Source organism: Pseudomonas sp. B14(2022), assembly GCF_012030485.1.
GTDB lineage: Bacteria > Pseudomonadota > Gammaproteobacteria > Pseudomonadales > Pseudomonadaceae > Aquipseudomonas.
This window is the reverse complement of sequence record NZ_JAAUVM010000017.1, coordinates 66,511-92,465: the sequence shown is the minus strand read 5'-3', so window position 1 is coordinate 92,465 and position 25,955 is coordinate 66,511. Positions and strand designations below refer to the sequence as shown.

The 25,955-nt window shown below is 61.1% G+C and carries 22 protein-coding genes; 13 read left to right on the top strand and 9 right to left on the bottom strand.

The window, feature by feature from the left end:
* Positions 1–96 precede the first annotated feature (96 nt).
* Positions 97–1,059: an alpha/beta hydrolase gene (locus HCF10_RS22375; protein ID WP_167656430.1), complete on the bottom strand. Its 963-nt coding sequence runs from the start codon at positions 1,057–1,059 to the stop codon at positions 97–99.
* A 143-nt stretch (positions 1,060–1,202) separates the two neighbouring features.
* Here HCF10_RS22375 and aroC point away from each other — a divergent pair, with 143 nt between their 5' ends.
* The 4 genes from aroC (at position 1,203) to HCF10_RS22355 (ending at position 4,472) form a co-directional block, all read left to right on the top strand.
* Positions 1,203–2,294 carry a chorismate synthase gene (gene aroC / locus HCF10_RS22370; protein WP_027603936.1) on the top strand — a complete coding sequence of 364 codons (1,092 nt, stop codon included), beginning with the start codon at positions 1,203–1,205 and terminating at the stop codon, positions 2,292–2,294.
* Between the two features lie 10 nt (positions 2,295–2,304).
* Positions 2,305–3,465, top strand: coding sequence for an MFS transporter (locus HCF10_RS22365; protein WP_167656429.1), 1,161 nt, complete (start codon positions 2,305–2,307; stop codon positions 3,463–3,465).
* Positions 3,462–3,992 (top strand): 1,2-dihydroxy-3-keto-5-methylthiopentene dioxygenase, encoded by a 531-nt coding sequence (locus HCF10_RS22360; RefSeq protein ID WP_167656428.1) that lies wholly within the window; start codon positions 3,462–3,464, stop codon positions 3,990–3,992. Before HCF10_RS22365 ends, HCF10_RS22360 begins: the two co-directional genes overlap by 4 nt.
* Positions 3,993–4,202: 210 nt before the next feature.
* Positions 4,203–4,472 carry a response regulator transcription factor gene (locus HCF10_RS22355; RefSeq protein WP_131700378.1) on the top strand — a complete coding sequence of 90 codons (270 nt, stop codon included), beginning with the start codon at positions 4,203–4,205 and terminating at the stop codon, positions 4,470–4,472.
* Between the two features lie 328 nt (positions 4,473–4,800).
* On the opposite strand, the gene HCF10_RS22350 is transcribed toward HCF10_RS22355, so the two are convergent.
* Both HCF10_RS22350 and HCF10_RS22345 read right to left on the bottom strand, forming a co-directional pair.
* Complete coding sequence (locus HCF10_RS22350; protein ID WP_167656427.1) at positions 4,801–5,472, bottom strand: glutathione S-transferase family protein; 672 nt, start codon at positions 5,470–5,472, stop codon at positions 4,801–4,803.
* Between the two features lie 178 nt (positions 5,473–5,650).
* On the bottom strand, positions 5,651–6,403 hold the full coding sequence (locus tag HCF10_RS22345; RefSeq protein ID WP_167656426.1) for an SDR family oxidoreductase: 753 nt from the start codon (positions 6,401–6,403) through the stop codon (positions 5,651–5,653).
* A 127-nt stretch (positions 6,404–6,530) separates the two neighbouring features.
* On the opposite strand from HCF10_RS22345, the gene HCF10_RS22340 reads away from it, so the two are divergent.
* Positions 6,531–7,439: a LysR family transcriptional regulator gene (locus tag HCF10_RS22340; protein ID WP_131700381.1), complete on the top strand. Its 909-nt coding sequence runs from the start codon at positions 6,531–6,533 to the stop codon at positions 7,437–7,439.
* Between the two features lie 160 nt (positions 7,440–7,599).
* On the opposite strand, the gene HCF10_RS22335 is transcribed toward HCF10_RS22340, so the two are convergent.
* Positions 7,600–7,878, bottom strand: a complete 279-nt coding sequence (locus tag HCF10_RS22335; RefSeq protein ID WP_131700382.1) for a DUF3509 domain-containing protein — start codon at positions 7,876–7,878, stop codon at positions 7,600–7,602.
* Positions 7,879–8,271: 393 nt separating this feature from the next.
* On the opposite strand from HCF10_RS22335, the gene HCF10_RS22330 reads away from it, so the two are divergent.
* The 5 genes from HCF10_RS22330 (at position 8,272) to HCF10_RS22310 (ending at position 13,942) form a co-directional block, all read left to right on the top strand.
* Positions 8,272–10,098 (top strand): long-chain-acyl-CoA synthetase, encoded by a 1,827-nt coding sequence (locus HCF10_RS22330; RefSeq protein WP_167656425.1) that lies wholly within the window; start codon positions 8,272–8,274, stop codon positions 10,096–10,098.
* Between the two features lie 97 nt (positions 10,099–10,195).
* A complete protein-coding gene (locus tag HCF10_RS22325; RefSeq protein WP_131700384.1) occupies positions 10,196–10,711 on the top strand; it encodes an ankyrin repeat domain-containing protein in 516 nt (171 codons plus the stop codon).
* A gap of 41 nt (positions 10,712–10,752) precedes the next feature.
* Entirely contained in the window at positions 10,753–11,283 is a 531-nt protein-coding gene (locus HCF10_RS22320; RefSeq protein WP_131700385.1) for a hypothetical protein, read from the top strand.
* 67 nt (positions 11,284–11,350) lie between these two features.
* Complete coding sequence (locus HCF10_RS22315) at positions 11,351–11,542, top strand: PLDc N-terminal domain-containing protein (RefSeq protein WP_003172956.1); 192 nt, start codon at positions 11,351–11,353, stop codon at positions 11,540–11,542.
* 312 nt (positions 11,543–11,854) lie between these two features.
* Positions 11,855–13,942 carry an LTA synthase family protein gene (locus HCF10_RS22310; protein WP_167656424.1) on the top strand — a complete coding sequence of 696 codons (2,088 nt, stop codon included), beginning with the start codon at positions 11,855–11,857 and terminating at the stop codon, positions 13,940–13,942.
* Between the two features lie 53 nt (positions 13,943–13,995).
* On the opposite strand, the gene HCF10_RS22305 is transcribed toward HCF10_RS22310, so the two are convergent.
* Positions 13,996–14,148, bottom strand: coding sequence for a DUF3309 family protein (locus HCF10_RS22305; protein WP_015885095.1), 153 nt, complete (start codon positions 14,146–14,148; stop codon positions 13,996–13,998).
* A gap of 329 nt (positions 14,149–14,477) precedes the next feature.
* Here HCF10_RS22305 and HCF10_RS22300 point away from each other — a divergent pair, with 329 nt between their 5' ends.
* A complete protein-coding gene (locus HCF10_RS22300; protein WP_090406965.1) occupies positions 14,478–15,293 on the top strand; it encodes an SDR family oxidoreductase in 816 nt (271 codons plus the stop codon).
* A gap of 127 nt (positions 15,294–15,420) precedes the next feature.
* Positions 15,421–15,618, top strand: a complete 198-nt coding sequence (gene csrA / locus HCF10_RS22295) for a carbon storage regulator CsrA (protein ID WP_131700388.1) — start codon at positions 15,421–15,423, stop codon at positions 15,616–15,618.
* A 1-nt stretch (position 15,619) separates the two neighbouring features.
* Here the strand turns inward: csrA and HCF10_RS22290 are convergent, their stop codons facing one another.
* From HCF10_RS22290 to HCF10_RS22275, 4 genes are all read right to left on the bottom strand, one after another.
* The gene (locus HCF10_RS22290) at positions 15,620–15,847 is read right to left on the bottom strand and encodes a YheU family protein (protein ID WP_003236706.1); all 228 of its coding nucleotides are present in this window, start codon (positions 15,845–15,847) and stop codon (positions 15,620–15,622) included.
* 59 nt (positions 15,848–15,906) lie between these two features.
* Positions 15,907–17,091 (bottom strand): osmoprotectant NAGGN system M42 family peptidase, encoded by a 1,185-nt coding sequence (locus HCF10_RS22285; protein ID WP_131700389.1) that lies wholly within the window; start codon positions 17,089–17,091, stop codon positions 15,907–15,909.
* Positions 17,092–17,296: 205 nt separating this feature from the next.
* On the bottom strand, positions 17,297–19,045 hold the full coding sequence (gene ngg, locus HCF10_RS22280) for an N-acetylglutaminylglutamine synthetase (protein WP_131700390.1): 1,749 nt from the start codon (positions 19,043–19,045) through the stop codon (positions 17,297–17,299).
* Positions 19,046–19,048: 3 nt separating this feature from the next.
* The gene (locus HCF10_RS22275) at positions 19,049–20,821 is read right to left on the bottom strand and encodes an N-acetylglutaminylglutamine amidotransferase (RefSeq protein WP_167656423.1); all 1,773 of its coding nucleotides are present in this window, start codon (positions 20,819–20,821) and stop codon (positions 19,049–19,051) included.
* Between the two features lie 309 nt (positions 20,822–21,130).
* Here HCF10_RS22275 and HCF10_RS22270 point away from each other — a divergent pair, with 309 nt between their 5' ends.
* Positions 21,131–25,951: an NEL-type E3 ubiquitin ligase domain-containing protein gene (locus tag HCF10_RS22270; RefSeq protein ID WP_167656422.1), complete on the top strand. Its 4,821-nt coding sequence runs from the start codon at positions 21,131–21,133 to the stop codon at positions 25,949–25,951.
* Positions 25,952–25,955: the final 4 nt, after the last annotated feature.

Below are 25,955 nucleotides of genomic sequence, written 5' to 3'. Positions count from 1 at the left end.
GTGCGATCCTGTCCAAGCCCTGCAAGTCGACCGTCTTTTTGCCGTCGACCCTGGGCTTATCGGCCGATTTCTGCAGGACTGGAGGCAAATTGTCGCTTAACGGGGTTGAAGTCCGTCGATAAAGCGCACCACACGGTTGCCCAGCTCGGCGGCGAGGGGTAATTGCGGGTCATTGTAGGAGGCCAATTGTTGCTTTACGTCGTTGGGCACGATGCGCATCACGTGGTTCATGCCTTTGATCACCGTCAGTTCGGCATCGGACTTCGCCCTTTTGAGTTGCTGGGCGTCGCCGACACCTACCTGAATATCGTTGGTGCCCTGGATGATCAACGCCGGCATGCGCAGTTTCGCAAAGGCCGCCGATGGGTCGGCGCGAAACAGGCTGATCAGATACGGCTGCACGCTGGGTCGGAAAATGCCCTCCAACGGGCCAGGCACATCGGCATCCACCTGACCGGCCTTGAGGTGATCAAGGATTTCATTGCTGCGCAGCAGCAGGGCAGGGGGCAGGTGATCGGCCAGTTGCTGGCGGATGACCTGATCCACCGGGCGGGCGCTGCCGGACAGGGATATCACCCCGGCCGGGTCGAGTTGCGGTGCAGCCAGTGCGGCCACCAGCGCGCCTTCGCTGTGGCCCAGCACAATCAGCGGGCCCATGCGTTTGTCGGCTTTGAGCAATTTACCCCAGGCCACCGCGTCGGCCACATAGGCGTCGAGGGTCAGGTTGCGTTCGTCGGGCGTGGCGGCCAGGCTGGCGGCCACACCGCGCTTGTCGTAGCGCACGCTGGCGATGTTGTGCCGGGCCAGCACCCAGGCCAGGCGCTTGAGGCTGTCATTGCGTGCGCCGTCGGCGCTGTTGCCGTTGCGGTCGGTGGGGCCGGAGCCGGCGATGATCAACACCACCGGCACCGGCTTGTCGGACTGGGGCAGCAGCAGCGAGCCAAACAGTTCGCCGCTGCCGGTGTCCAGGCTGATCGGGCGTTGCAGTACGACAGGGGAGGCGGCGTGGGCCACGGCGGTAAACAGGGTCAGGGTAAACAGAAGAACTCGCAGCATCATCGCGCCATCATGAGGAAGGTGCCGGTTGGACCAAGGTCTACCGGTAAGGTTTCGAGGATGAACTAGTCGGTTAGCCTGCGTATACTGGCCGCCTTAAGTTATTACGGTTGACTTGATTCAACTGATTTCACGGAGCGCCCTGCATGTCCGGCAATACCTTCGGCAAGCTGTTCACTGTCACCACCGCGGGCGAAAGCCATGGCCCGGCGTTGGTCGCCATTGTCGACGGCTGCCCGCCCGGCCTCGAGCTGTCCCTGGAAGACCTGCAGCGTGACCTCGACCGCCGCAAGCCCGGCACCAGCCGCCACACCACCCAGCGCCAGGAGCCCGACGAAGTCGAGATCCTCTCCGGGGTGTTCGAAGGCCGCACCACCGGGTGCGCCATCGGCCTGCTGATTCGTAACACCGACCAGAAGTCCAAGGACTACTCGGCGATCAAGGATCTGTTCCGTCCGGCTCACGCCGACTACACCTACCACCATAAATACGGCGAACGTGACTACCGTGGCGGCGGCCGCAGCTCGGCGCGCGAAACCGCGATGCGTGTGGCTGCTGGCGCCATCGCCAAGAAATACCTGGCGACCCAGGGCATCGTCATCCGTGGCTACATGAGCCAGTTGGGCCCGATTGAAATCCCGTTCAAGACCTGGGACAGCGTGGAAGACAACGCCTTTTTCTGCCCTGACCCGGACAAAGTGCCGGAACTGGAAGCCTACATGGACCAGCTGCGCCGCGACCAGGATTCGGTCGGCGCCAAGATCACCGTGGTCGCCGAAGGCGTCAAGCCGGGCCTGGGCGAGCCGATCTTCGACCGCCTCGACGCCGAACTGGCCCATGCGCTGATGAGCATCAATGCGGTGAAAGGTGTGGAAATCGGCGCCGGTTTCGCCTGCGTCTCCCAACGCGGTACCGAGCACCGCGATGAACTGACCCCGGAAGGCTTCCTCAGCAACAACGCGGGCGGCATCCTCGGCGGTATTTCCTCCGGCCAGCCGATTGTTGCGCACCTGGCACTCAAGGCCACCTCGAGCATCACTACCCCCGGCCGTTCCATCGATGTGCACGGCAACCCGGTGGACGTGATCACCAAGGGCCGTCACGACCCGTGCGTGGGCATCCGTGCCACGCCGATTGCCGAAGCGATGATGGCCATCGTGTTGATGGACCACCTGTTGCGCAATCGCGGGCAAAACGCCGATGTGCGCGTGAGTACCCCGGTGCTGGGCCAACTGTGACGGCGCGGCGGTGACAGCCCTCCCATACTGGCGTCTCTCCAGCTTCTACCTGTTCTACTTCGCCCTCCTCGGGGCGACGGCGCCGTTCCTGGCGCTGTACTTCGACCACCTGGGGTTCTCCAGCGCGCGTATCGGCGAGCTGGTGGCCATCCCCATGCTGATGCGCTGCGTGGCCCCCAACCTGTGGGGCTGGCTGGGCGACTACACCGGCCGACGTCTGGCCATCGTGCGCTTCGGCGCGGTGTGCACCCTGTTGAGTTTTTCCCTGATCTTCATCAGCCACACCTACGCCTGGCTGGCCCTGGTGATGGCCCTGCATGCGTTTTTCTGGCACGCGGTGCTGCCGCAGTTCGAAGTGATCACCCTGGCCCACCTGCAAAAACAGACCTCGCGCTATAGCCAGGTACGCCTGTGGGGCTCCATCGGTTTTATCCTCACCGTGGTGATCATGGGTCGCCTGTTCGACTGGCTGAGCCTGGACATCTACCCGGTGGTGGTCGTGGTGATCATGGCTGGCATCATCGGCGCCAGCCTGTGGGTGCCGAATGCGCAGCCCGCCAGCCACGGCAATCGCCTGGCGGCTGATGGATTCCTCAAGCAATTGCGCAGCCCCGGCGTACTGGCGTTTTACGCCTGTGTGGCGCTGATGCAAATGAGCCATGGCCCGTATTACACCTTCCTGACCCTGCACCTCGAACACCTCGGCTACAGCCGTGGCGTGATCGGCACGCTGTGGGCCCTGGGGGTGGTGGCGGAAGTGCTGATGTTCCTGGGCATGAGCCGCATCCTTGCGCGTTTTTCGGTACGCCGGGTGCTGCTGGCCAGTTTCCTGCTGGCGGCGCTGCGCTGGTTGCTGCTGGGCTCGTTTGCCGAACTCCTCTGGGTGCTGTTGCTGGCGCAGGTCATGCACGCTGCCACGTTCGGCAGTTTTCACGCGGCGGCGATTGCCTTTGTGCAGCGCAGCTTTGGCGATAAGCAACAAGGCCAGGGCCAGGCGCTGTACGCCGCCCTGGCCGGCACCGGCGGTGCGCTGGGTGCGCTGTATTCCGGCTACAGCTGGAACCTGCTGGGGCCGACCGTCACCTTTAGTATTGCCAGCGTCGCAGCCCTGGCCGCGGCCGTTATCATCGGTTTTCGATTGCAAGAGCAGAACCAAGGAACCCTTCAATGAGTTATGTCGCCGTCTACCCCGTTGCTTCACCGGATACCCCGAACAAGGTCCTGACCCATGTCGACGACATCGTTGCCACCCTGGCCGAGCACGGTGTGCGGTTCGAGCGCTGGCAGCCAGGCCTGATCGAGAGGGACGCCAGCGACGCTGAAATGATTGCCGCCTATCAGCCGCAGATCGATGCACTCGGCTATGGTGCGGTGGCGGTGCTCCGTGTCACGAGCGACCACCCGCAGAAAGCCGAATGGCGGGCCCGGTTCCTGGATGAGCGCCGCTACAACGAAGACGAAGTGCGTTTTTTCATCGCCGGCCAGGGTTTGTTCAACCTGCATGTTGGCGACTACGTGTATGCCGTGCGTTGTGAGAAAAACGACCTGCTGGGGGTGCCGGCCGGTATGGCGCACTGGTTTGATATGGGGGAGAACCCGCACTGTATAACGCTGCGACTCTTCAATAAGGCGCAAAACCCAGTGCCGGAGTTGACGGGCGACGATATCGCCCGACGCTTTCCGGGTCTGGATGACTAATTACGGTGTATCGAAAACTTCAACCCCCGCATGTTGGAAGTTGTTGTGGGAATAAACTCTTATTCTTGTAAGGCCCGGCTGTTTATCGCGGGGCCTGCGCCTTAGTGCCATTGGTTATGTAACTCTTTGCGGCATCAACGTTTATATCACCTGTCAATAGGAGGAATCCGAAGGTGATAGGGCGATAGCCAACAAAAGGGAGTGAAACTAATGAGAGGCCCCAGGGAATTGTTTCCAACGCCAAACTCCGTGCCCAGCGCTGTCAGAAGGCGTTTGAGTTTGTCCGGAAAGCCACTGACGCCTACGGAACTGGAAATCCTGCGTTGGGCCTCCGAAGGCAAGACCGTCTGGGAAATCAGCCAGATTCGCGCCACGTCCGAAGCGACAGTGAAATTCCACCTGCGCAATATCTACGGCAAACTTGGAGTGACCAACCGCGTGCAGGCGATGAATGAGGCGGCACGCCAAGGTTTATGCTGACCCAAGCGAGCCTTGGAGGAGGACTTTCGGCCACCGAAGCAATCGGTTTGAAGCGTCATAGTCCAGCCACAACGAAGCCGTGCTTCGGCCTATCAAGGCATTCGTGCGGCGCTCCGGCAACGCCTGGTCGATCTTGACGCGCAAAAGGGCATCCCATGCTCGGTCGAACTCTCGAATGAACATGCGCAATAACGGTAATGCCATGACCTCGACCTTGCACCTAATTGACCTCATCATCGTGTCGCCCATTCACATTCGGGGGGCTCGATGTCTAACGTCGCATTGGTGGCGCTAGGCTCGACGTCAGTCTTTTGATTGATCGCGTCGGCTAAGCGGCAGCGATCAGCGCTCCTTGTTGGCGCAGATGCGTCTGGAAACGATCGGCATAGTCTTCGACAACGGCATCCCTTACGCTGGAGCGCGCCTCAAGCGCCTCACGCCAAGCCGAAATGCGCGGAAGACCGTCGAAAATCTGGTGTGCGACAGTTGCGTCGATACTCTCGAAGTAACGGAAAAGCGGGGCATAAACCGCATCAACCATTCCAAAGGCCGAGCCATCGAAGAACGGCCCCGCGCCTATTTCTGATTCCAGTTTGCCGAGCCGTTCGCGAAATGCGGTGCGCTTGGCATCTGCGGTCGCAGAGTCACGAGCGTGGAGAAACTGCCAGGCTTCAGCTTGAGTCTGCGACGCGAATTCGATCCATGCGCGATTCCGTGCGCGAGCTAACGCATCAATGGGGTACATCGGCGTGCCACCTTGGGTTTCGTCGAGGTACTCGCAGATGACCATGCTTTCGAATAGGATCGCATCTTGCGCATTGTCCTGGCGCACCTTGAGCACGGGGACCTTGCCGGTTGGCGAAACGGCCAGGAACCAGTCTGGCTTGGCTGATAAATCGACATCTATCCGATCGAATTGGATACCCTTTTCAAGAAGCACAATCGCGGCGCGCTGTACGAATGGGCATAGTGGGTGGCTTATTAGCGTAAGAGCGTTCATTGCTTTTAGTGGCCCTGGATGGTTTATCAAGCGGAAACAGCGGCAGAGGTTTCCCGCGTGCCGCTGTGTGCGCAGTCTGGATTGGACTGGTTCGTCGTTGAGTGCTGGGGCGGGCGTTCAGTACCTGATTGACTTAGCCCGGCCGATGTGGCATTCGCATAATTCTTGAGCTGCGCGCTTAGCCATTCAGCAGGCGGCCGCCGTCAAGGACGATTTCAGAGCCGACCGTCCAGCGTGACTCGTCGGATGCCAGATACAGCACTGCTTTGGCCACCTCGTCGGAGGTACCGAAGCGCCCAAGCGGAATGGTTGCCGCGATCTCTTTGTTAAGCTGCGCGCGATAAGCTTCCGGAATACCCAGCTTGTCGTAAAGCGGAGTCTCGACGGGGCCAGGGCTCACTGCGTTGACACGGATGCCACGGCCCAGCAATTCGGTCGAGAGCGTCTTCGACATGTTCAGCAGTGCGGCCTTCGTTGCGGCATACACGGACGAGCGATCTGCGCCTGCATGTGCGCTTACGGAAGTCGTCAACACTACGGAAGCAGGATTGGCGAAGACCGGCAACAGCGCCTGAATCAGGAAGTACGGCCCTTTGACGTTGATGTCGAAAGAGCGGTCGAACATATCTTCCGTCCATTCCTCAATGGGCAGCCAGACGGATACGCCGGCATTGAGGAAGGCAACGTCGAGTTGGCCGTAGTGTTCCTTGATGACTTGTGCCAGCTCCTTTTGTGCTGCAACGCTGGCCGAGTCGGCGCGCAGCACCGGCACTTCCGGGCCTAATTCGGCCTGGGCCTTTGCAATCGAATCGGGGTTGACACCCGTTACTATCACGCGAGCACCCTCCGCCAGGAACTGCTTTGCCGTTTCCAGCCCGATGCCACTGGTGCCGCCAGTGATGAGCGTACGTTTACCTTGCAAGCGCGACATTTGAATTCTCCGGTAAATGACGACCACTGCGGTCGACATGGAGAACTATGCGCTCATGCCCTATAGCATATAAGACTGCTTGTTCGCATATAATTCATGCAAATTGAGCATGAATTGAGGTGGAGAAGTGGACCGATTTCTTTTGATGACATGCTTCGCGCGTGCGGTAGAAACCGGGAGCTTTTCGGCGGCAGGGCGGGATCTAGGGCTGGGGCAACCCAATGTAAGCCGTTATGTAGCGGCTCTGGAGGATCATTTGCAGACGCGTTTGCTCCACCGGTCTACGCGCAAGCTGTCGTTGACACCGGAGGGCGAACGCTACTATGCGGACATCCGGCGCATCCTGGATGCGGTGGATGAATCCGAATCGTCCTTCAGAAACAACGTCGATCCATCGGGACTCTTGCGCGTAGCCTGTCCGACAGCTCTCGCACACGCGTTTGTGCTGCCGCATGTGCCGGCCTTTTTGGAACGCTACCCTCAATTGATCTTGGATCTCCAGCTCAACGATCGATACGTAGACCTGGTCAATGAAGGCACCGAACTCGCCATTCGCATAGGACAGATGGAGGACAGCACCTTGCGCGCCCGGCCTCTTGGATGGTACGACCGGGTCTTCGTCGCCAGCAAGGACTACTTGGCTAAACGCGGCGTTCCGCAGACCCCGGAGGATCTACGCGACCACGATTGCATCATCTACACCTTACTGTCGTCCGGGGCGACCTGGCGATTCCGGGACGCGGACATTCCGATTACCGGCAGGCTCAGGGTCAACTCTCCCGACGCTGTGAGTGCGGCGGTCGTGGCGGGCCTGGGTGTGGCGCATGGACCTGCGTGGCTGTTTGAGGGCGGGCTGAACAGCGGGAGATTACAGTTCATTCTCGCCAACCATGGGGCTCCCCCTGTCCCCGTGCAGATGGTTTATGTCGCCAATAGACTGCTCCCCACGCGGGCTATCGTGTTCATGGATTTTATGGCTGAGGTGTTTTCAAAGATTCCTGCCTTGAACGGCGGCACCCCTGTGCCGACGCTATAGGACGAGACGGCACCGGCCTATGTTGAACTCGCCTAAGTGTTTGATAAACACGCTGTATCGGGGTTAGGCGCAGTCCAGCGAAGTGCCGGGCTGGAGTCATCGTCAAACAAAAAAGGCCGCGACGCTCAAGAGCGTCGCGGCCTTTTTATGACTGCGGTATTTACGCCGAATGGTAGGTCGGCAGGGCAAAGCGATTCTGACTTTGCAGCATCGAAATGTGCGGCAATTCACTGGCCTGTTCGGCCAGGTCGCGGCGAATCGCGCTGATCACCCAAGTCAATTGATCGGCAGTATGCAACTGCTGGTAAGAGATCGAACGCTTGACCTGTTTGCCGTCACTGTTGCGCAGGGTCAACAGGATGCCACCGTCGGGACGTGGCTGGGTGGTGACGTCGTAGTTGGAGAATACTGAAGCGAATTTATCTTGGATCAGGCTCATGTCTATCAGCTCCGTTGGCTCAAGTTGGCAAGCATGGAGTGATAGGTGCAGTGATTGTGCCATCTTATGATTTATAAAATATCGTTATAAATCAATAGTTTGAAAAAGTAGAAGATTTCGGTTTCGTGCAAATTGCATGAATGGCCATCATGCATCCTGCATTTTGCGTTACTCAATGGAGTGGGATGGACGCGCCTGTATGGATAAAGACTACTCGCGGGCAGCTAAATTCCTTTTTTGAGCGCGCACCCGACGGGATACAAAACTTTTCAAATCCCGCGTGTACAGCCGAAGAACGGCTGACGTATTTTCCTGCAATGCATTCGGCCTTCCTCTTACGGAAGTGTCGGTGTTTCGGGATCAGACGAAGAATAAGAAAAAGGACGTTCCTCCATGAGCCACCCGCACAACGACATGATCACCTGGGGCAAGCTGCTGAGAAAGGTGCCGGCCATCGTTCGCGCCCTGCCGCGCGTAGTGCGCGGCATGCGTGCCGCCAATGTCACCGACCCCGCGCAGCCTTGCGGGTTGGGCTGGCACTTTGAGCAAGCCACCCTGCGCAACCCCGACGGCAACGCGTTGCTGTACGGCGACCGTGTGCTCAGCTACACCGACGCCAACCAGTGTGCCAACCGTATTGCCCATCACCTGCAAGCCCAGGGCATCGGCAAGGGGGACGTGGTGGCGCTGTTTATCGAAAACCGCCCCGAATTGCTCTTGCACGTGTTGGCGGTGGCCAAGCTGGGGGGCATCTGCGCGATGCTCAATACCGCACAAACCCAGGCGGCGTTGGTGCACAGCCTGAACCTGGTGAGTCCGGCAGCCATTATTGTCGGCGCGGAATTGGTCGCCCCCTATGACGCGGTGCGCGATCAGGTGGCCATCGCGGCTGATCGAACCTGGTTCGTCGCCGATCAGCCGTCCAGCCTGGTGCCGCAGGGGTATATCGACCTGTTGGCTGCGAGCGGCGAGTGCCCGGTGGACAACCCGGCCAGCACCGCGCAGATCTTCTTCAACGACCCTTGCTTCTATATCTACACCTCCGGCACCACCGGCCTGCCCAAGGCCGGCATCATGAAACATGGTCGCTGGACTAAAACCGCCGTCAGCTTCGGCAGCATCGCCTTGGACATGGGCCCTGACGACGTCCTGTATTGCACGTTGCCGCTGTACCACGCCACCGGGCTCTGTGTGTGCTGGGGCTCGGCGATTGTCGGGGCATCGGGCTTCGCCATTCGCCGCAAGTTCAGCGCCAGCCAGTTCTGGGACGATGCGCGCAGATTCAAGGCGACCACCCTCGGCTACGTCGGTGAGTTGTGTCGTTATCTGCTCGACCAGCCACCCGGCGAAAACGACCGTGATAACCGCGTGACCAAGATGGTCGGCAATGGCTTGCGCCCCGGCGTGTGGGCGCAGTTCAAGGCACGCTATGGCGTGGAGCATATCTGTGAGCTGTACGCGGCCAGTGACGGCAATATCGGTTTTACCAACGTACTGAATTTCGACAACACCATCGGTTTCTGCCTCCAGCACTGGGCGCTGGTGGACTACGCCCACGACAACGGCGAGCCGTTGCGTGGCAGCGATGGTTTTATGCGTAAAGTCCCCACGGGCGGGCAAGGCCTGTTACTGGCCAGGATCGATGAAAAATCGCCCTTCGACGGCTACACCGACCCGGAAAAGAATCGCAGGGTGGTACTCACCGACGTGTTTGAAAAAGGTGACCGCTACTTCAATACCGGCGATGTGTTGCGCAGCATCGGCTTCGGTCATGCGCAGTTCGTGGATCGCCTGGGGGATACCTATCGCTGGAAAGGTGAAAACGTGTCCACCACGGAGGTAGAGAACGTCCTGCTGCAACACCCGCAGATCGCCGAAGCAGTGGCCTATGGCGTTGAGATCGAAAACACCAATGGCCGCGCGGGCATGGTCGCCATCACCCCGAGTGAGTCCCTGGCCTCACTGGACATGCGCGAGCTGCTGCAATTCGCCCACGGCCAGTTGCCGCACTATGCGGTGCCGCTCTTCCTGCGGATCAAGGTCAAGATGGAAACCACCGGTACCTTTAAGTACCAGAAGGTCAAGCTCAAGGAAGAAGCCTTTGATCCGGACAAGGCCGGCAACGACCCGGTGTATGCCTGGCTGCCGGGTTCGGACTGCTATGTGCCGGTTACCGGGCAACTGTTGGCGCAGATCCAGGGCGGCCAGTTTCGCTATTGATTCTGTCTATAGCCGCTTTTGCTAAAAAGGGCATGACAGTGGGGAACTCCCTCGCGACACTGGCGGCCTATAAAGCACCAGACAAGGAGCCCCCCACATGTCAGACCAAGCCAAACAGATGACCGAAGACGAAGCCGCCGAATTTGCCGAGCAGGTCTTCGACGTGGCCCGCAAAGGCGACGCCGCTATGCTCGCCGCGCTGCTGGCCAAAGGCTTGCCGGCCAACTTTCGCAACCACAACGGCGACACCTTGTTGATGCTCTCGGCCTACCACGGCCATGCCGAAGCGGTAAAAGTGCTGCTGGAATTCAAGGCCGACCCGCTGATCGCCAACGACAAGAACCAGCTGCCCATCGCCGGCGCGGCATTCAAGGGTAATTTGCCGGTGGTCAAGGCGCTGATTGAAGGGGGCACGCCGATCGAGGCCGCCTCGTCCGACGGTCGTACCGCGCTGATGATGGCCGCCATGTTCAACCGCGTCGAGATGGTCGACTACCTGCTCAGCCAGGGCGCCAACCCCAAGGCCACCGATGCCCAAGGCGCGACTGCGCTGGCGGCGGCGCAGACCATGGGGGCGAAGGACACGGCGGCGCAGCTGGAGAAACTGGTGTAGGCTGTGCGCCCTCAAAAACCAGCCCGCTACAGGATCACCCCATGAAAACCACCCTCGTCGAACTTATCAGCAAAATCAGCGCCGGGGTCATGGGCGAGGACGAGGTGGCACGCATCGCCGAAGAGGCCGCCCAGGCCTACGCCGACCCGGCGGCTTTCCTGGCGGCCAACCCGGATATCAACTACGACGACAGCTTTCCGATCCCGTTGGGGGAGTGGGTGGTGGTCGGCAGCCTGCCGGACACCGTGCTGTTCCAGGCCGATACCTATGGCGACCTGTTTGCGCAGATCGTCGCATCGTTCGGCCCGGGTGTGGCGTTCAACCTCAAGCCCAAGCAACTGGCCAAGACTGAAGACCTCACCGCGTTGAACCGTATCCAGATCCAGATGAGTGCCCTGAGCCCGGAAGACGGCGGTTATGTGCTGCTCAATTTCAGCCAGCCACTGGATGACGAGATCCAGGCCGTCCTGGTGTTCGGCAATGACCTGCAGCGCGTGCTGGCGTTGTGCGCCGAAGTCGGCATCAAGGCCGAGCCGTCCCTGGAAGCGCTGAAAGTCGCCGTGCACGTCTGAAATAAAACGGAACCCCGACCAGGGCTGGCTATCCTACAAGGGCATGCCCTCACTTAGGAGCGACACCATGGGTTCCACTTTTAATGGCTTGATCGGGCTGATCATCCTGGCGCTGGATATCTGGGCGATCATCAACGTGTTCAAAAGCGGCGCGAGTACCGGCGCCAAGGTCTTGTGGATCCTGTTGATCCTGCTCTTGCCGGTACTGGGCCTGATCATCTGGGCCATTGCAGGGCCGCGCGGTAACGTGCGGATCTGACCTCTCACTCACTTGGAGAGTGAGCAGTAAGTGTGGGAGGGAGCAGTCGAATCGTCGCACCGCCCCCCCCACATTGGTCTTCAGCGCCCTCCAGAGATTTGTGTATCGATATATTCGCTGCACAAAATTTTCACATCTTATCCAAGACAATCCGCCGGCTGTATCTCCCTGCCAAGGCCCTGCCTCAGGTGCTTTTAAAGGCGGCGTAGCAGTGCTCGCTCAGTAATTAATAGCCTTGATGCCATTGATCGGGCACCATTCGCGCCACCGTAAAACTTCGTCACTTAAACTTCCAATGGGTCCTGAAACGACATGGCAAACCCGGACGCCCTGAGTCAGCAGCGAGCTTCTAATCGCCTGCTGCAACCGACCGTCAAATCCCATCTGGCGTACACGCTGCTCTGCGCACTGGTCATGATGGTGATGCTCTCCCTGCTGCGCCTGGCGCTGCTGGTCTACAACCGCGAGATGATCCTCGACACGCCGGCCTCGACTTTCCTTGAAGCGTTCGCCAACGGCCTGCGTTTTGACATCCGCCTGGTGGTCTACCTGCTGATCCCGCTGCTGCTGGCCCTGTTCAGCGTACGGGCCATGGCCGCGCGTGGGTTTTTCCGCTTCTGGCTGACCATTGCGTCCAGCATCGCCCTGTTCCTGGGCTTGATGGAGATGGACTTCTATCGCGAGTTCCACCAGCGCCTCAACGGCCTGGTCTTCCAGTACGTGAAGGAAGACCCGAAAACCGTGATGAGCATGCTCTGGTACGGTTTCCCGGTGGTGCGCTACCTGCTGGCCTGGGCCGTGGGCACGTTGATCCTGAGCATGGCGTTCAAGGGCGCTGATCGCGCCACGCGCCCACGTGGCCCGTTCAGTGGCGGCAGCATTGGTACGCGGCAAGTGGCGCCGTGGTACAGCCGCATCGCGGTGTTCGTGGTGTGCCTGCTGATTGCCGTGGTTGCCGCCCGTGGCACCCTGCGCCAGGGCCCGCCGCTGCGTTGGGGTGATGTCTACACCACCGATTCGAACTTCGCCAACCAGTTGGGCCTTAATGGCACCTTGTCGCTGATCGCGGCGGCCAAGGCCCGGTTCGGTGAAGACCGCTCCAATATCTGGAAGGCGACCCTCGACCAACCGCTGGCGACCCAGACCGTGCGTGACATGCTGGTGCTGCCGCAAGAGAAACTGGTCGATACCGACATCGCCGCCGTGCGCCGTGACTACACGCCACCGGCCGAGAAGACCCTGCCGATCAAGAACGTGGTCGTGATCCTGATGGAAAGCTTCGCCGGTCACTCGGTAGGCGCCCTGGGTCGTCCGGGCAACATCACGCCATCCTTCGACAAACTGTCCAAAGAAGGCCTGCTGTTCGATCGTTTCTTCTCCAACGGCACCCACACCCACCAGGGTATGTTCGCCACCATGGCCTGTTTCCCGAACCTGCCGGGCTTTGAATACCTGATGCAGACCCCGGAAGGCAGCCACAAGCTGTCAGGCCTGCCGCAGTTGCTCAGCGCCCGTGATTTCAACGACGTGTATGTCTACAACGGCGACTTTGCCTGGGACAACCAGTCGGGCTTCTTCAGCAACCAGGGCATGACCAACTTCATCGGCCGCAACGACTTCGTCGACCCGGTGTTCTCCGACCCGACGTGGGGCGTGTCCGACCAGGACATGTTCAACCGTGGCCTGGAAGAGTTGAAGGCCCGTGAAGGCGGCAAGCCGTTCTACGCACTCCTGCAAACCCTGTCCAACCACACGCCGTACGCGTTGCCAACGCCATTGCCGGTGGAGAAAGTCACTGACCGTGGCAGCCTCAACGAGCATTTGACGGCCATGCGTTACTCCGACTGGGCCCTGGGCCAGTTCTTTGAAAAGGCCCGCAAGGAGCCGTACTTCAAGGAAACCCTGTTCGTGATCGTGGGCGACCACGGCTTCGGCAACGAACAGCAGATCACTGAGATGGACCTGGGCCGCTTCAACGTACCGATGCTGATGATTGCACCGGGCATACAGGAGAAGTTCGGCGAGCGTGACCACACCGTGGGCACCCAGATCGACATCGTGCCGACCATCATGGGCCGCCTGGGTGGCGACACTCTGCACCAATGCTGGGGCCGCGACCTGCTGAACCTGCCGGAAGGCGACAAGGGCTTTGGCGTGATCAAACCATCGGGCAGCGACCAGACCGTGGCCTTGGTCACCGCAAACCGCATTCTGGTACTGCCCAAGGAAATGCCACCGAAGCTGTGGGAATACGAACTGGGCGCAAACCCGACCGGGAAAGTGATTGCCGAGTCGCCGGACGAGACTGCCTTGAAGCAGAAACTTGAGTCGTTCCTGCAAACGGCGACCAAGAGCCTGCTGGATAACACTGCCGGCGTGGTTAACGGCAAGCCGGACTAACTAACCGGCAATAAAAAAGAGGCCTTAACAGGCCTCTTTTTTTTATCCGGATTTTATATCCGGCCGAGTAACAACAACACCAGCAGGACAACCAGCACGACACCGAGGATACCCGACGGGCCATAACCCCAGTTACGCGAGTGCGGGAATACCGGCAGGCCACCGACCAGCAGGAGGATCAAGATAATGATCAGAATGAGGCTCATGGTTTTTTTCCTTGTTGTCTTTCTGCAAAGACCGGTTGTTTAACGATAGGCCTGCAGAGTTAATTACAGACGCCTTAACAACTCCGACTCTGGCGCTTCGTAGAAAATTCCATGTTTTTTTAAAGCATTTCGATCAGTCGCTTATTTCTTTTAATTCACGCGCATTCACCGCTTATTAGTTGAAAAACATTGAACTTAGGCTGAGGGCAGGCATCCGACCCGGCCCGCGGTTTGCCTGGGGCATTCATCAATCTGATGGTGAGTGGGTGCAGGAAAAACCTTCGCTACACTGCCGATCACTTCTTCTGTGAACCACAAGGCTACTTCCTATGCAAAATCGCATGATGATCACTGGCGCCGGGTCCGGCCTGGGTCGTGAAATCGCTCTGCGCTGGGCCCGTGAGGGTTGGCAGTTGGCCTTGTCGGATGTCAGCGAGCCAGGCCTGCAGGAAACCCTGAAATTAGTGCGCGAAGCCGGTGGTGATGGGTTTATCCAGCGCTGCGACGTGCGCGACTACAGCCAGCTCACCGCGTTTGCCCAGGCCTGCGAAGTGAAGTTGGGCGGCATTGATGTGATCGTCAACAACGCCGGCGTGGCCTCGGGTGGTTTCTTTGCCGAGCTGTCCCTGGAGGACTGGGACTGGCAGATCGCAATCAACCTGATGGGCGTGGTCAAGGGCTGCAAGGCGTTCCTGCCACTGCTGGAAAAGAGCAAGGGCCGCATCATCAACATCGCCTCGATGGCAGCCCTGATGCAGGGGCCGGCCATGAGCAACTACAACGTGGCCAAGGCGGGTGTGGTGGCGCTGTCGGAGAGTTTGCTGGTGGAGCTCAAGCAGCAGGAAGTCGGCGTGCACGTGGTGTGCCCGTCGTTCTTCCAGACCAACCTGTTGGATTCGTTTCGTGGGCCCACACCCGCGATGAAGGCACAGGTAGGCAAGCTGTTGGAGAGTTCGCCGATCTCGGCGGCGGACATTGCCGACTACATCTACCAGCGTGTAGCGCAGGGCGAATTCATGATCCTGCCCCATGAGCAAGGGCGGATGGCGTGGGCATTGAAGCAGAAGAACCCGCAGTTGCTCTATGACGAAATGACCACCATGGCCGACAAGATGAGGGCCAAGGCTCAGGCTGTTAAGGGGTAATCAGGCGGTAGTCTGTCAGGCAATTTACCTGCTTAAGTAAGTATTGCCTGATTTTGCCGCGAGGCATTGCTGCGGCCAGACCCGGCGCGCATGGTCGGGGTCCTGTTATTGGATAAGGACAACCGCCATGCTGGTCTTAAGCCGCGCCGTGGGCGAAATCATCGCCATCGGCGATGACATCACCGTGCATATTCTTGAGTTGAACGGTAACCACGTGAAATTCGGTATTGCCGCACCCGTCGGGGTGCATGTGCACCGCGCCGAGGTCTACCAAAAGATCCGTGAACATCAAACCCCGCAACCCCAGCCCGCCACCACCCCCTGAGTCAGTCGAACAGATGCTTGGGCACATCGTGCTTGAGCATCAACTGGCACTGCTCGCTGTCCGGGTCGAACACGATCAGCGCCTGGCCCTTGGTCAGCGCCTGGCGTACGCGCAGTACGCGGGTTTCCAGGGGCGTGTCGTCGCCATTGTCGGTGCCGTCGCGGGTCACGAAGTCTTCGATAAGGCGGGTCAGGGTGTCGACTTCAAGTGCGTCGTAGGGAATCAGCATACAAGCCTCAGGTGATGGATCCCGGCGATGCTACTGCGCCGGGACCGCAGTTGCCAGCGTCAGGACTTCTGACCGACCAGGCTGTCCACCGACGGTACACGCGTGTCGCTCTCCATCTGCGTTTCGTGCTCGATCTGATGACTGAAGCGATCCAGTGAGCCCTGGGCCGGTTGTGCGTCACTGGCAAACACCGGCGGGCTGAGGATATACGCGCCCAGCAGACGGCTCAGGGCGGCCAGGCTGTCGATATGGGTGCGCTCATAACCGTGGGTCGCATCGCAACCGAACGCCAGTAAGGCGGTGCGGATGTCATGACCTGCAGTCACCGCCGAGTGGGCATCGCTGAAATAATAGCGGAACAGGTCGCGGCGCACGGGCAAGTCGTTATCCGAGGCCAGGCGCAGCAAGTGGCGGGAGAGGTGATAGTCATACGGCCCGCCGGAATCCTGCATGGCCACGCTGACCGAGTGCTCGCTGGAGTGCTGGCCGGGGGCGACGGGGGCGATATCGATGCCGACAAACTCACTCACATCCCAAGGCAGGGCCGCCGCAGCGCCGCTGCCGGTTTCTTCGGTGATGGTGAAAAGCGGGTGGCAGTCGATCAGCAAGGGCTCGCCGCTGTCGACGATGGCCTTGAGCGCAGCCAACAGTGCGGCGACACCGGCTTTATCGTCCAGGTGGCGGGCACTGATATGCCCGCTCTCGGTGAACTCGGGCAACGGATCGAACGCCACGTAGTCGCCAATGCCGATCCCCAAGGAATCGCAATCGGCGCGGGTGGCGCAGTAGGCATCCAGGCGCAATTCCACGTGGTCCCAGCTCACCGGCATTTCATCCACGGCGGTGTTGAACGCGTGCCCGGAGGCCATCAATGGCAACACGCTGCCACGGATCACGCCGTTGTCGGTGAACAGGCTGACGCGACTGCCTTCGGCAAAGCGGCTCGACCAGCAGCCCACCGGCGCAAGGGTCAGGCGGCCATTGTCCTTGATCGCGCGCACGGCGGCGCCGATGGTGTCGAGGTGCGCGGACACGGCGCGGTCGGGGCTGTTTTTCTGGCCCTTGAGGGTGGCGCGAATGGTCCCGCGCCGGGTCATTTCAAACGGGATGCCCAGCTCTTCCAGGCGCTCGGCGACGTAGCGCACGATGGTGTCGGTGAACCCGGTGGGGCTGGGAATGGCGAGCATTTCCAGCAGCACTTTTTGCAGGTAGTTGAGATCCGGTTCGGGAATGGTTCGGCTCATAAAGACTCCTGATGGAATAAGGGAAATTCTGTGGCCAGTGGGGCTTGTTGTGACCAGTGGGGCTTGTTGTGGCGAGCGGGCTTGCCCCGTGTTGGGCTGCGAAGCAGCCCTCAATCCGGGCGCCGCGCTCTTTCAGTCAACCCTCATTGGCAGCCTTTGGGGCTGCTTCGCAGCCCAACGCGGGGCAAGCCCGCTCGCCACAGGGTTATTGAGCCGTCGGCTGGCTATGGGGGAATAACAGGTCCACAAACTTCTCCGCCGTCGGCTGCGGGTCATGATTGGCCAGGCCGGCCCGTTCGTTGGCTTCGATAAACACGTACTCGGGCTGATCGGCAGCGGGCACCATCAGGTCCAGGCCGACCATGGGGATGTCCAGGGCGCGGGCGGCGCGCACGGCGGCGTCCACCAGCGTGGGGTGGAGGATCGCCGTGACGTCTTCCAGGCAACCGCCGGTGTGCAGGTTGGCGGTACGGCGCACGGCGAGCGTTTTGCCACGGGGCAGGATGCTGCTGTAGTCGTAGCCGGCGGCGTGCAGGGTGCGTTCGGTTTCGGCATCTACGGGGATTTTGCTTTCGCCGTCAGTGGCCGCCTGACGGCGTCGGCTCTGGGCTTCGATCAGCGCACCAATGGAATGCTGGCCGTCACCGGTCACTTCGGCGGGGCGGCGAATCGCGGCGGCGACTACCTCAAAGCCAATCACCAAAATGCGCAGGTCCAGGCCTTCGTGGAAGCTTTCCAGCAACACGCGGCTGTCGAACTGCCGCGCCGCTTCGATCGCCTGCTGCACCTCTTCGATGCTCTGCAGATCCACCGCCACGCCCTGGCCTTGCTCGCCATCCAGCGGCTTGACCACAATGCGCTGGTGTTCGTCGAGGAACTCCAGGTTGTCATCGGCGCTGCCTGCCAGTTGTTGCGCAGGCAGTTTCAAACCCGCCGCTTTCAACACCTTGTGGGTGAGGCTCTTGTCCTGGCACAGGGTCATGCTGATGGCGCTGGTCAGGTCGCTCAGCGACTCCCGGCAACGCACGCGGCGCCCACCATGGCTGAGGGTAAACAGGCCGGCATCGGCGTCGTCCACCTGCACATCAATGCCGCGTCGATGCGCTTCTTCGACAATGATCCGCGCATACGGGTTGAACCCCGCCTGCGGGCCGGGGCCGAGGAACAGCGGCTGGTTGATACCGTTCTTGCGCTTGATCGCAAAGGTGGTCAGCGCACGGAAGCCGAGCTTGGCGTAGAGGTTCTTGGCCTGTCGGTTATCGTGCAGCACCGACAGGTCCAGATAACTCAAGCCACGGCTCATAAAGTGTTCCACCAGATGGCGCACCAACACTTCGCCCACACCGGGGCGTGTGCACTGCGGGTCGACCGCCAGGCACCACAGGCTGCACCCGTTTTCCGGGTCGTGGAAGGCTTTCTGGTGATTGAGGCCCATCACGCTGCCGATCACCGCGCCACTGTCTTCGTCTTCTGCGAGCCAATACACCGGGCCACCTTCATGGCGCGGCGTGAGGCGCTCGGCATCGACCGGCAACATGCCGCGGCCCTGATACAACTGGTTGACCGCCCGCCAGTCGGCCTCGGTCTGCACCCGGCGAATGCGGAAGCCGCGAAATACCCGGGTCGACGGGCGATAGTCGCTGAACCACAGGCGCAGGGTGTCGGACGGGTCGAGGAACAACTGTTGCGGATCGATCCCGAGGATCTGCTGGGGCGCGGCCACGTACAGCGCGATGTCGCGCTCGCCGGGCTGCTCGTTGAGCAGTTCCTGGGCCAGGCTGGCCGGGTCGGGGAAGGTGTGGCCGATCAACAGCCGGCCCCAACCGCAATGCACCGCGATCGGCTCGGCGGCCAGCGGGCTGCCATCTTCGGCCAGGCGCGCTTGCAGGCGCTCGTAGGTCGGTGCCTGGCCCTTCAACAAGCGTTGGCTGTAAGCCGCTGCATGGGGTTTCATCAATCAGATTCCTTGTTCGCTGAGCCACAGGTTCAGCGCTGCCAGTTGCCACAGCTTCGAGCCGCGCAGCGGGGTCAATTGGCCCTGCGGGTCGGTGAGCAGGCGGTCGAGCATGGCCGGGTTGAACAGGCCGCGATCCTGGCTTGGGTCCAGCAGCAATTCGCGCACCCAGTTCAGGGTGTTGCCTTGTAAATGCTTGAGGCCCGGCACCGGGAAGTAGCCTTTCTTGCGGTCGATGACTTCGCTCGGGATGACCCGGCGTGCGGCCTCTTTCAACACTTGCTTGCCACCGTCGGGCAATTTGAATTTGCCGGGCACGCGGGCTGACAATTCCACCAGGCGGTAGTCGAGGAACGGTGTGCGGGCTTCCAGGCCCCAGGCCATGGTCATGTTGTCGACACGTTTGACCGGGTCATCCACCAACATCACCGTGCTGTCCAGGCGCAGGGCCTTGTCCACGGCGGCGTCCGCGCCGGGCATCGCAAAATGCTCGCGCACGAAGTCACCGGCCGCGTCGTTGGCGGTCAGCCATTTGGGCGCGACGGTGGCGGCGTAGTCGTCGTAGCTGCGGTCGAAGAACGCTTCGCGATAAGCCGCATACGGATCGCTGGCGCCGTCGACCTGCGGGTACCAGTGGTAACCGGCGAACAGCTCGTCGGCGCCCTGGCCGCTCTGCACCACCTTGCAATGCTTGGCCACTTCCCGCGACAGCAGGTAGAAGGCGATGCAGTCATGGCTGACCATCGGCTCGCTCATGGCGCGGAACGCCGCCGGCAGTTGTTCGATGATCTCGCTTTCGGCAATGCGCAGTTGGTGGTGACGGGTGCCGTAGTGCTTGGCGATCAGGTCCGAATACTGGAACTCGTCGCCACGCTCGCCACCGGCGTCTTCAAAACCGATGGAGAAGGTCGACAGGTCCTGCACGCCGACTTCACGCAGCAGGCCGACGAGCATGCTCGAGTCGACGCCGCCGGAGAGCAGCACACCGACATCCACGGCAGCCCGTTGACGGATCGCCACGGCTTCGCGGGTGCTGTCGAGCACGCGGTCGGTCCAGTCTTCGAGGGTGAGATTGCGCTCGTCCTCATGGGGGCCGTAGGGCAGGGTCCACCAGGTTTTCTGCTCGGTGTTGCCTTCGGCATCGATGCGCATCCAAGTGGCCGGCGGCAGTTTTTCAATACCCGCCAGCAGGGTGCGCGGTGCAGGCACCACCGCATGGAAATTCAAATAGTGATTCAGTGCCACCGGGTCGAGGATCGGGTTGATGTCACCGCCCTTGAGCAGCGCCGGCAGGGCCGAAGCAAAACGCAGGCGCTGGCCGGTGCGCGACAGGTACAACGGCTTCACGCCGAGACGGTCACGGGCGATGAACAGGCGCTGGGCATCGCGCTCCCAGATGGCAAAGGCAAACATGCCGTTGAGTTTGGGCAGCAGCGCTTCCCCCCAGGCGTGGTAACCCTTGAGCAGCACTTCGGTGTCGCCGCCGGAATAGAAGGCGTAACCCAGGGCTTCAAGCTCCTGGCGCAATTCCGGGAAGTTGTAGATCGCGCCGTTGAATGCCAGGGACAGGCCCAGTTGGGCGTCGACCATCGGTTGGGCGGAGCCGTCCGACAGGTCCATGATTTTCAGGCGTCGATGGCCCAGGGCAATCGGCCCTTGGGCATGGAAGCCCCACGCGTCAGGGCCGCGTGGGGCCAAATGATGGGTGATTCGCTCCACGGCTGCGAGGTCCGCAGGTTGAAGATCGAAACGTAACTCGCCAGCTAATCCGCACATAGGTTCCTTACCGGTTTTTCCGTTGGGGAGGGATAGAAAGACCCGCGCCAAAATGGCGGGTACCTAGGGACTGACCCGAGGCTATACGCGGAGTTTTAGATCAATAAGTTATATGGCAAACCGCCGCCCCCCATTCGGCACCCCTCTGCGGCCTGTGCGACGTGGGTGAAAGGGGCGGTAATTAAGTCGAGGTGAGATGCAAAAAATCGACGGTCAGGAGGACTGATCTGTAGCTATTTGAACCCTTTTGCGGCAGCGCAGCGCTTATCGTCTGGCGTCATTGTTCAACGCGATAAAGGAGCATTGCGAATGAAGCAAACAGCTGATTTGACCCAGGCGCTTAAGCCCGTGGCCCAGGACCAATTGATGGCAGCGCTGCTGGATATCACCGGCGACCTGGATAAAGCGCAGGTCTTGCATGACACGCTGCCGGCCTGGTTGGTCAAGGCCGATTCCCATGTACTGCAGGCCATCGAGCAGGCGTATGCCGACAGCGAGCGCCCGCGTGAAACCCTGCACCGGTTGCTGAACCGTCTGCAACCGCTGGATAAATTCTGTGCCGAACGGCTCAAGGCATTTCTGGACGGCAAGGGGCATGGGGGCCTGGACATCGAAAACGACACCCTGGAAATCCCCCGGCGCTCGTTCAGTGGTGTCAGCCGGGACCTGGGCGGCCAGGTGGTCGAGACCGTCCACTTGGAGAAGCACAGCCTGCTGCAAGCGGCCATGCAGAATTTCTCCCAGGCGACTGCCGAGCCTGGCGGCTCGCCGACCACTGCCGTGGTGCGCATCGGGCCCAGGCGCCGAATTGCGCAAACCCTCACCGCCCAGACCTTTATCGGCTACTGCCGCGAACTGAACCTGGGAGAGGCCTATCAGACCCATGTGCGCGAAGTGTTCAACCTGGTGGCGCCCGACCAGGACTTCAACCCTTCGGTGGCGCAGGTCGGCCAATCCCGTTGCGTGGACATGCAGATCGACCTGCATCTGGCCCATGCCAAGGGCGATATCGATGCGCCGACCCGTGCGTTGCTGCTGGGCCTGGTCAAGGCGGATATGCCCGCCAGGGACATCCGGCAACTGTGGTTCAACCACCAGCCGCTGGCCTGGCAAGGCCTGAACATCGACGGTGCCTGCCTGTGGGGTGTATTGGTGTTTTCCAGTGCATCGGCCGAAGGGTTCTCCAGCGGCCCGATCGTGGTGTATATGCCCAACGAGCCCGTGCGGCCGTGGTACCGCTATGAATCACTGGAGCATTTCAAGCTCTACCTCACCCTCAAGCTTCACGTCAGTACCTATCGTGACTTCTTCAAGGGTTACCTGGACGAGTCCGAGCGTTTCGGTTTTTTCGAGCGTTTTGACCAAGAGGCAATCGTCGTGCGGGTGGCGCCGCTCCCGGTAACGGGCAAGCTGTCGACGTTCTTTTTCAATGCCTGCGTCGGCAAGACCCAGCTGGATGCGCGGATATTGGCGGTTCCCAATGCCCAAGCCGATGACGACGCGCGTCGCAAGCGTATCCAGGATTACCTGGATGTCGGCTTGACGGTGCTCAACGTCGCAGGGTTCGTGGTGCCGGTGGTGGGCCAACTGATGACCGGCGTGGCTGTTGGGCAGTTGCTTGGCGAGGTGTTCGAGGGGGTGGATGACTGGCTGCACCATGACAAGCTTGGCGCCCTCAGGCACCTGACGAACATCGCGGAAAACCTTGCCGCCATGGCGTTGTTCGCGGCGGGCACGAAAGTGGTGGGCCGGCTGTGGCGAACCACGCCTCCGGCCGCTGGATTCTACGACAGCATGAAAGCCGTGCGGCTGCCCGACAAGTCCGCGCGCTTATGGCGCAGTCGTACCGAGCCGTATCGTCATACCGTCTCGCTTGAAGGCGCTGTGGCCAGTCCCCGTGGGGTCTACCAACTCAATGGCCAGTCCTACGTGAATGTCGACGGCGCGCTGTATTCGATTGTCTTTGACTCCCGCACCGGGCGCTGGCGGGCCCGGCATCCGCAGCGGGATTCTGCCTATCGACCGCCCTTGACCCACAACTACCAAGGCGGCTGGCAGTTCTCGTTCGAGCGACCGGATGAATGGCACAGCCCTGACTATATCCTGGGGCGGTTGGACCCCAGTCTCACCACCCTCCCGGCCGGGCATCTGCAGGATATCGCCGCCATCACCGGCTCGACCTTGCCGCGCTTGCAGCAACTGGCGATGCAGAACCTGCCGTTGCCGGAGCGGCTGCGCGATTGTGCGCTGCGGTTCAATCAGAACCAGGGGGTTCGCGACCTGATCTGGCAAATGGAGCATCAAGCCCCGCTCGATGCGGCCACCACCCGTGTGCAGATGCTGGCCCTGCCACTGATGGACGGGTGGCCCCGCGGGCGTTTTTTCGAACTGCTCGACGACGAGGGCTACCTGCTTGAGCGCCATCCAGACACCGCGCCGTTCGACTACGAGGACTTGAGCATCCACCTCACCACGCAACAACTCAGGAACGGGCAGATCCTGCCCACCTTGCTGGCCGCGCTCGACTCCGAAGAAACCGCGCAATTGCTCGGCGGCACCTTCCACGCCGACGAGGCGCAAGCCGCACTGACGGGGCGTCTCACGGCTTCACTCAAGGACACGCATCAGGCGGTCTATGAGCGGCTGCGCATGGATGCCGACTTCTTCGATCAGACCGATCACGGCCAGCTCAAGCAGCGCTTGCCGCAATTGCCGATCCGGGTGGCCTGGGAGGTCCTGACCCAGGCCTCCACGGCGGAGCGCTGGCACTTGCGCCATACCGGGCGTGTGCCGCTGCGGGTCGGCCAATGGGCCCGGGAAGCCCTGGAAGCGCTGGAGGAAGACGACGCCCTGGCCGGCCTGTACTTGCCGGAGCTGGCCACCGATGCGACACGGCGCGTGGCCACCGGGTTGCTGCACCGGGTTCCGGGCTGGCCCGAGGATCTGTTTTTGCAGGTACGCCGCGACAGCGTTCAGGGCACAGTCCTGGGCCAAGTGGGCAACCCAGATGCTGATATGAGCCGCATCGTGGTGCAGTCGGCCAAGGGCTTTCGCGCCCACGATGGGCAAGGTGTGGCGTTGGGCGCGCTGGCCGGCGGGCCGGAAGGTTTCTATGAGGCGTTGCTCAACAGTTTGTCTGCCGCCCAACTCGATGCGCTGCGCCTGACCGCGAGCGGCAGGGCCAGCCAGTTGCGGCATGCACTGATTGGCAAGGCGCAGGACGAACGCAATCGCATCGGTCGCTATTTGTGGCCGGAGCGCGCAGTGCCCGAGGACCCCGCCTTGTCGTGTGTACAAGGTGCGCCGCCTGCGCAGCCTCCACAGCCTGCTGGCCTAGTGCGCAAGGCACGCAAACTCTTCCCGTTATTCGATGACCGGCGCCTGTCGACCTTCCTGCAGGACTTGGGTAGCGACCACCTGTCCCGGGCCAGGGCCGTACGCGCCCTTGAACAGCAATATGACGCACTGCAGCGGACGCTGAGGCTGTGGGCCAGGGACAAACCGGCGCAGCCATACTCTGACATCGCGCTGCGAGACCACCGCATGGCTCGCCACCAAGCCGCACGGGCCATCGAGCGCTGCTGGCAATATGTGTCGCTGGCGCCGGATGAACTCCATCAGAAAGTGCCGAGCCTGTCCCTGGACGGCATGACCATCGGGGCGTTGCCGACCTTGCCGGCGCACGTGCAGTTCGAGCATGTCCGGCAATTGTCATTGAAACGCATGGGACTCGACGATGACGTTGCGTATTTCCTCAAGCACTTCAAGGGACTGCGCAGCCTGGAGTTGAACGGTAATCGGCTGACGCGGCTGCCGGAAGTGCTCCAGCACATGCCGTTGCTCAGGCAACTGTACATGGCCGATAACCAACTGCAACTGACCGAGTACACCCGCACCAAACTCGCAGACCTCAAAGGGCTGGCCGTGCTCGACCTGAGCAACAATCCCCTGGTAGACCCGCCCATCGCCAACAAGATGTTCGAGTTGCGCAACCTGGTGTTGCGCAACTGCCGGCTGACCAGCCTGCCGACTGGCTTTACCCGCGTTCCGTACCTGGAGCAACTCGACCTGCGCGACAATGACATCGCCAGTTTGCCGGCATGGTTGTTCAATGCGCCGCGCGAGCAAACCGAAGTCATCAACTTGCGGCATAACCCTTTGGACGCCAGCACTCGTCAGGCCTTGAACCGTTACCGGGACACCATCGGCGTGGGCATGGGCTTCGTGGAGGATGACATTACGCGACTCAACGAGCAGACCGCGCGTCAGCTGTGGCTGGGCGATGAGCGCGCGACACACTTCGCCGAAAAGGCCGAGACCTGGCTGGGGCTCAAGGATGAGCCCGGCTCCGATGGCCTGTTCACATTGCTGGCCGGCCTGGGCGGTACCGCCGACACCACCCACGTGCGCGAGGACATGAACCGCCGCGTCTGGCGTGTGCTCGAGGCGGCCGCCGCCGATACCCGACTGCGTACCGAGGTCTTCGAGCGGGCGGCCACGCCATTGAACTGTGATGACGCCGCTGCCGTGAGCTTCAGTGACCTGGAGGTGCTGGTTGAAATCCACGAGGCCTCGCAGCGGGTGGAGGGCGGCAGGGTCACGGCCAAGCCGCTACTCAGGTTGGCCAGGGGGCTGTTTCGTCTCGACCGCCTGGAATCCATGGCCAGCCGGCACAGCGTCGAGCATCCGATGCTCGATCCGCTGGAGGTCAGCCTGGCTTATCGCACCGGGCTGGTGGAGCGCTTTCATTTGCCCGGGCAGCCCCGGCATATGCGCTTCGCCAGCCTGGCTGGGGTGACCGAGCACATGCTGGAAGTTGCCGAAGCGCAGGTGAAGGCGGCCGAGCTTTCCCCGCAACTGGTGAACTATCTGGTGAAGCTGCCATTTTGGAGCAGTTACCTGAGGCGCGCCCATGGCGGTTCGTTCGACACCTTGACCCAGCCCTTTGGCGAGCGCATGGAAGCCGTTTGGGCGCAGAGGGAAACCTTGGGTGACGCTGACTATCACACCCAGATGGGCGTGATCCAGCGCGCGCGGCAAAGTGCCGAGCTCGTCGAGCTCAAACGCCTGACCCAGGAAGCGTTGAGGTTCGATGCGCAGGGCACCTGCGAACTGCCGCCGATGGGTTGAAGCG

Excerpts from the sequence above, each read along its gene's own strand:
- HCF10_RS22310 (WP_167656424.1), top strand. The coding sequence starts at position 11,855 with ATGGCAAACCCGGACGCCCTGAGTCAGCAGCGAGCTTCTAATCGCCTG.
- HCF10_RS22305 (WP_015885095.1), bottom strand. The coding sequence starts at position 14,148 with ATGAGCCTCATTCTGATCATTATCTTGATCCTCCTGCTGGTCGGTGGC.
- HCF10_RS22330 (WP_167656425.1), top strand. The coding sequence starts at position 8,272 with ATGAGCCACCCGCACAACGACATGATCACCTGGGGCAAGCTGCTGAGA.
- HCF10_RS22315 (WP_003172956.1), top strand. The coding sequence starts at position 11,351 with ATGGGTTCCACTTTTAATGGCTTGATCGGGCTGATCATCCTGGCGCTG.
- aroC (WP_027603936.1), top strand. The coding sequence starts at position 1,203 with ATGTCCGGCAATACCTTCGGCAAGCTGTTCACTGTCACCACCGCGGGC.
- HCF10_RS22375 (WP_167656430.1), bottom strand. The coding sequence starts at position 1,059 with ATGATGCTGCGAGTTCTTCTGTTTACCCTGACCCTGTTTACCGCCGTG.
- HCF10_RS22335 (WP_131700382.1), bottom strand. The coding sequence starts at position 7,878 with ATGAGCCTGATCCAAGATAAATTCGCTTCAGTATTCTCCAACTACGAC.
- HCF10_RS22360 (WP_167656428.1), top strand. The coding sequence starts at position 3,462 with ATGAGTTATGTCGCCGTCTACCCCGTTGCTTCACCGGATACCCCGAAC.
- ngg (WP_131700390.1), bottom strand. The coding sequence starts at position 19,045 with ATGAAACCCCATGCAGCGGCTTACAGCCAACGCTTGTTGAAGGGCCAG.
- HCF10_RS22325 (WP_131700384.1), top strand. The coding sequence starts at position 10,196 with ATGTCAGACCAAGCCAAACAGATGACCGAAGACGAAGCCGCCGAATTT.
- HCF10_RS22270 (WP_167656422.1), top strand. The coding sequence starts at position 21,131 with ATGAAGCAAACAGCTGATTTGACCCAGGCGCTTAAGCCCGTGGCCCAG.
- HCF10_RS22285 (WP_131700389.1), bottom strand. The coding sequence starts at position 17,091 with ATGAGCCGAACCATTCCCGAACCGGATCTCAACTACCTGCAAAAAGTG.
- csrA (WP_131700388.1), top strand. The coding sequence starts at position 15,421 with ATGCTGGTCTTAAGCCGCGCCGTGGGCGAAATCATCGCCATCGGCGAT.
- HCF10_RS22350 (WP_167656427.1), bottom strand. The coding sequence starts at position 5,472 with ATGAACGCTCTTACGCTAATAAGCCACCCACTATGCCCATTCGTACAG.
- HCF10_RS22320 (WP_131700385.1), top strand. The coding sequence starts at position 10,753 with ATGAAAACCACCCTCGTCGAACTTATCAGCAAAATCAGCGCCGGGGTC.
- HCF10_RS22345 (WP_167656426.1), bottom strand. The coding sequence starts at position 6,403 with ATGTCGCGCTTGCAAGGTAAACGTACGCTCATCACTGGCGGCACCAGT.
- HCF10_RS22275 (WP_167656423.1), bottom strand. The coding sequence starts at position 20,821 with ATGTGCGGATTAGCTGGCGAGTTACGTTTCGATCTTCAACCTGCGGAC.
- HCF10_RS22300 (WP_090406965.1), top strand. The coding sequence starts at position 14,478 with ATGCAAAATCGCATGATGATCACTGGCGCCGGGTCCGGCCTGGGTCGT.
- HCF10_RS22290 (WP_003236706.1), bottom strand. The coding sequence starts at position 15,847 with ATGCTGATTCCCTACGACGCACTTGAAGTCGACACCCTGACCCGCCTT.
- HCF10_RS22355 (WP_131700378.1), top strand. The coding sequence starts at position 4,203 with ATGAGAGGCCCCAGGGAATTGTTTCCAACGCCAAACTCCGTGCCCAGC.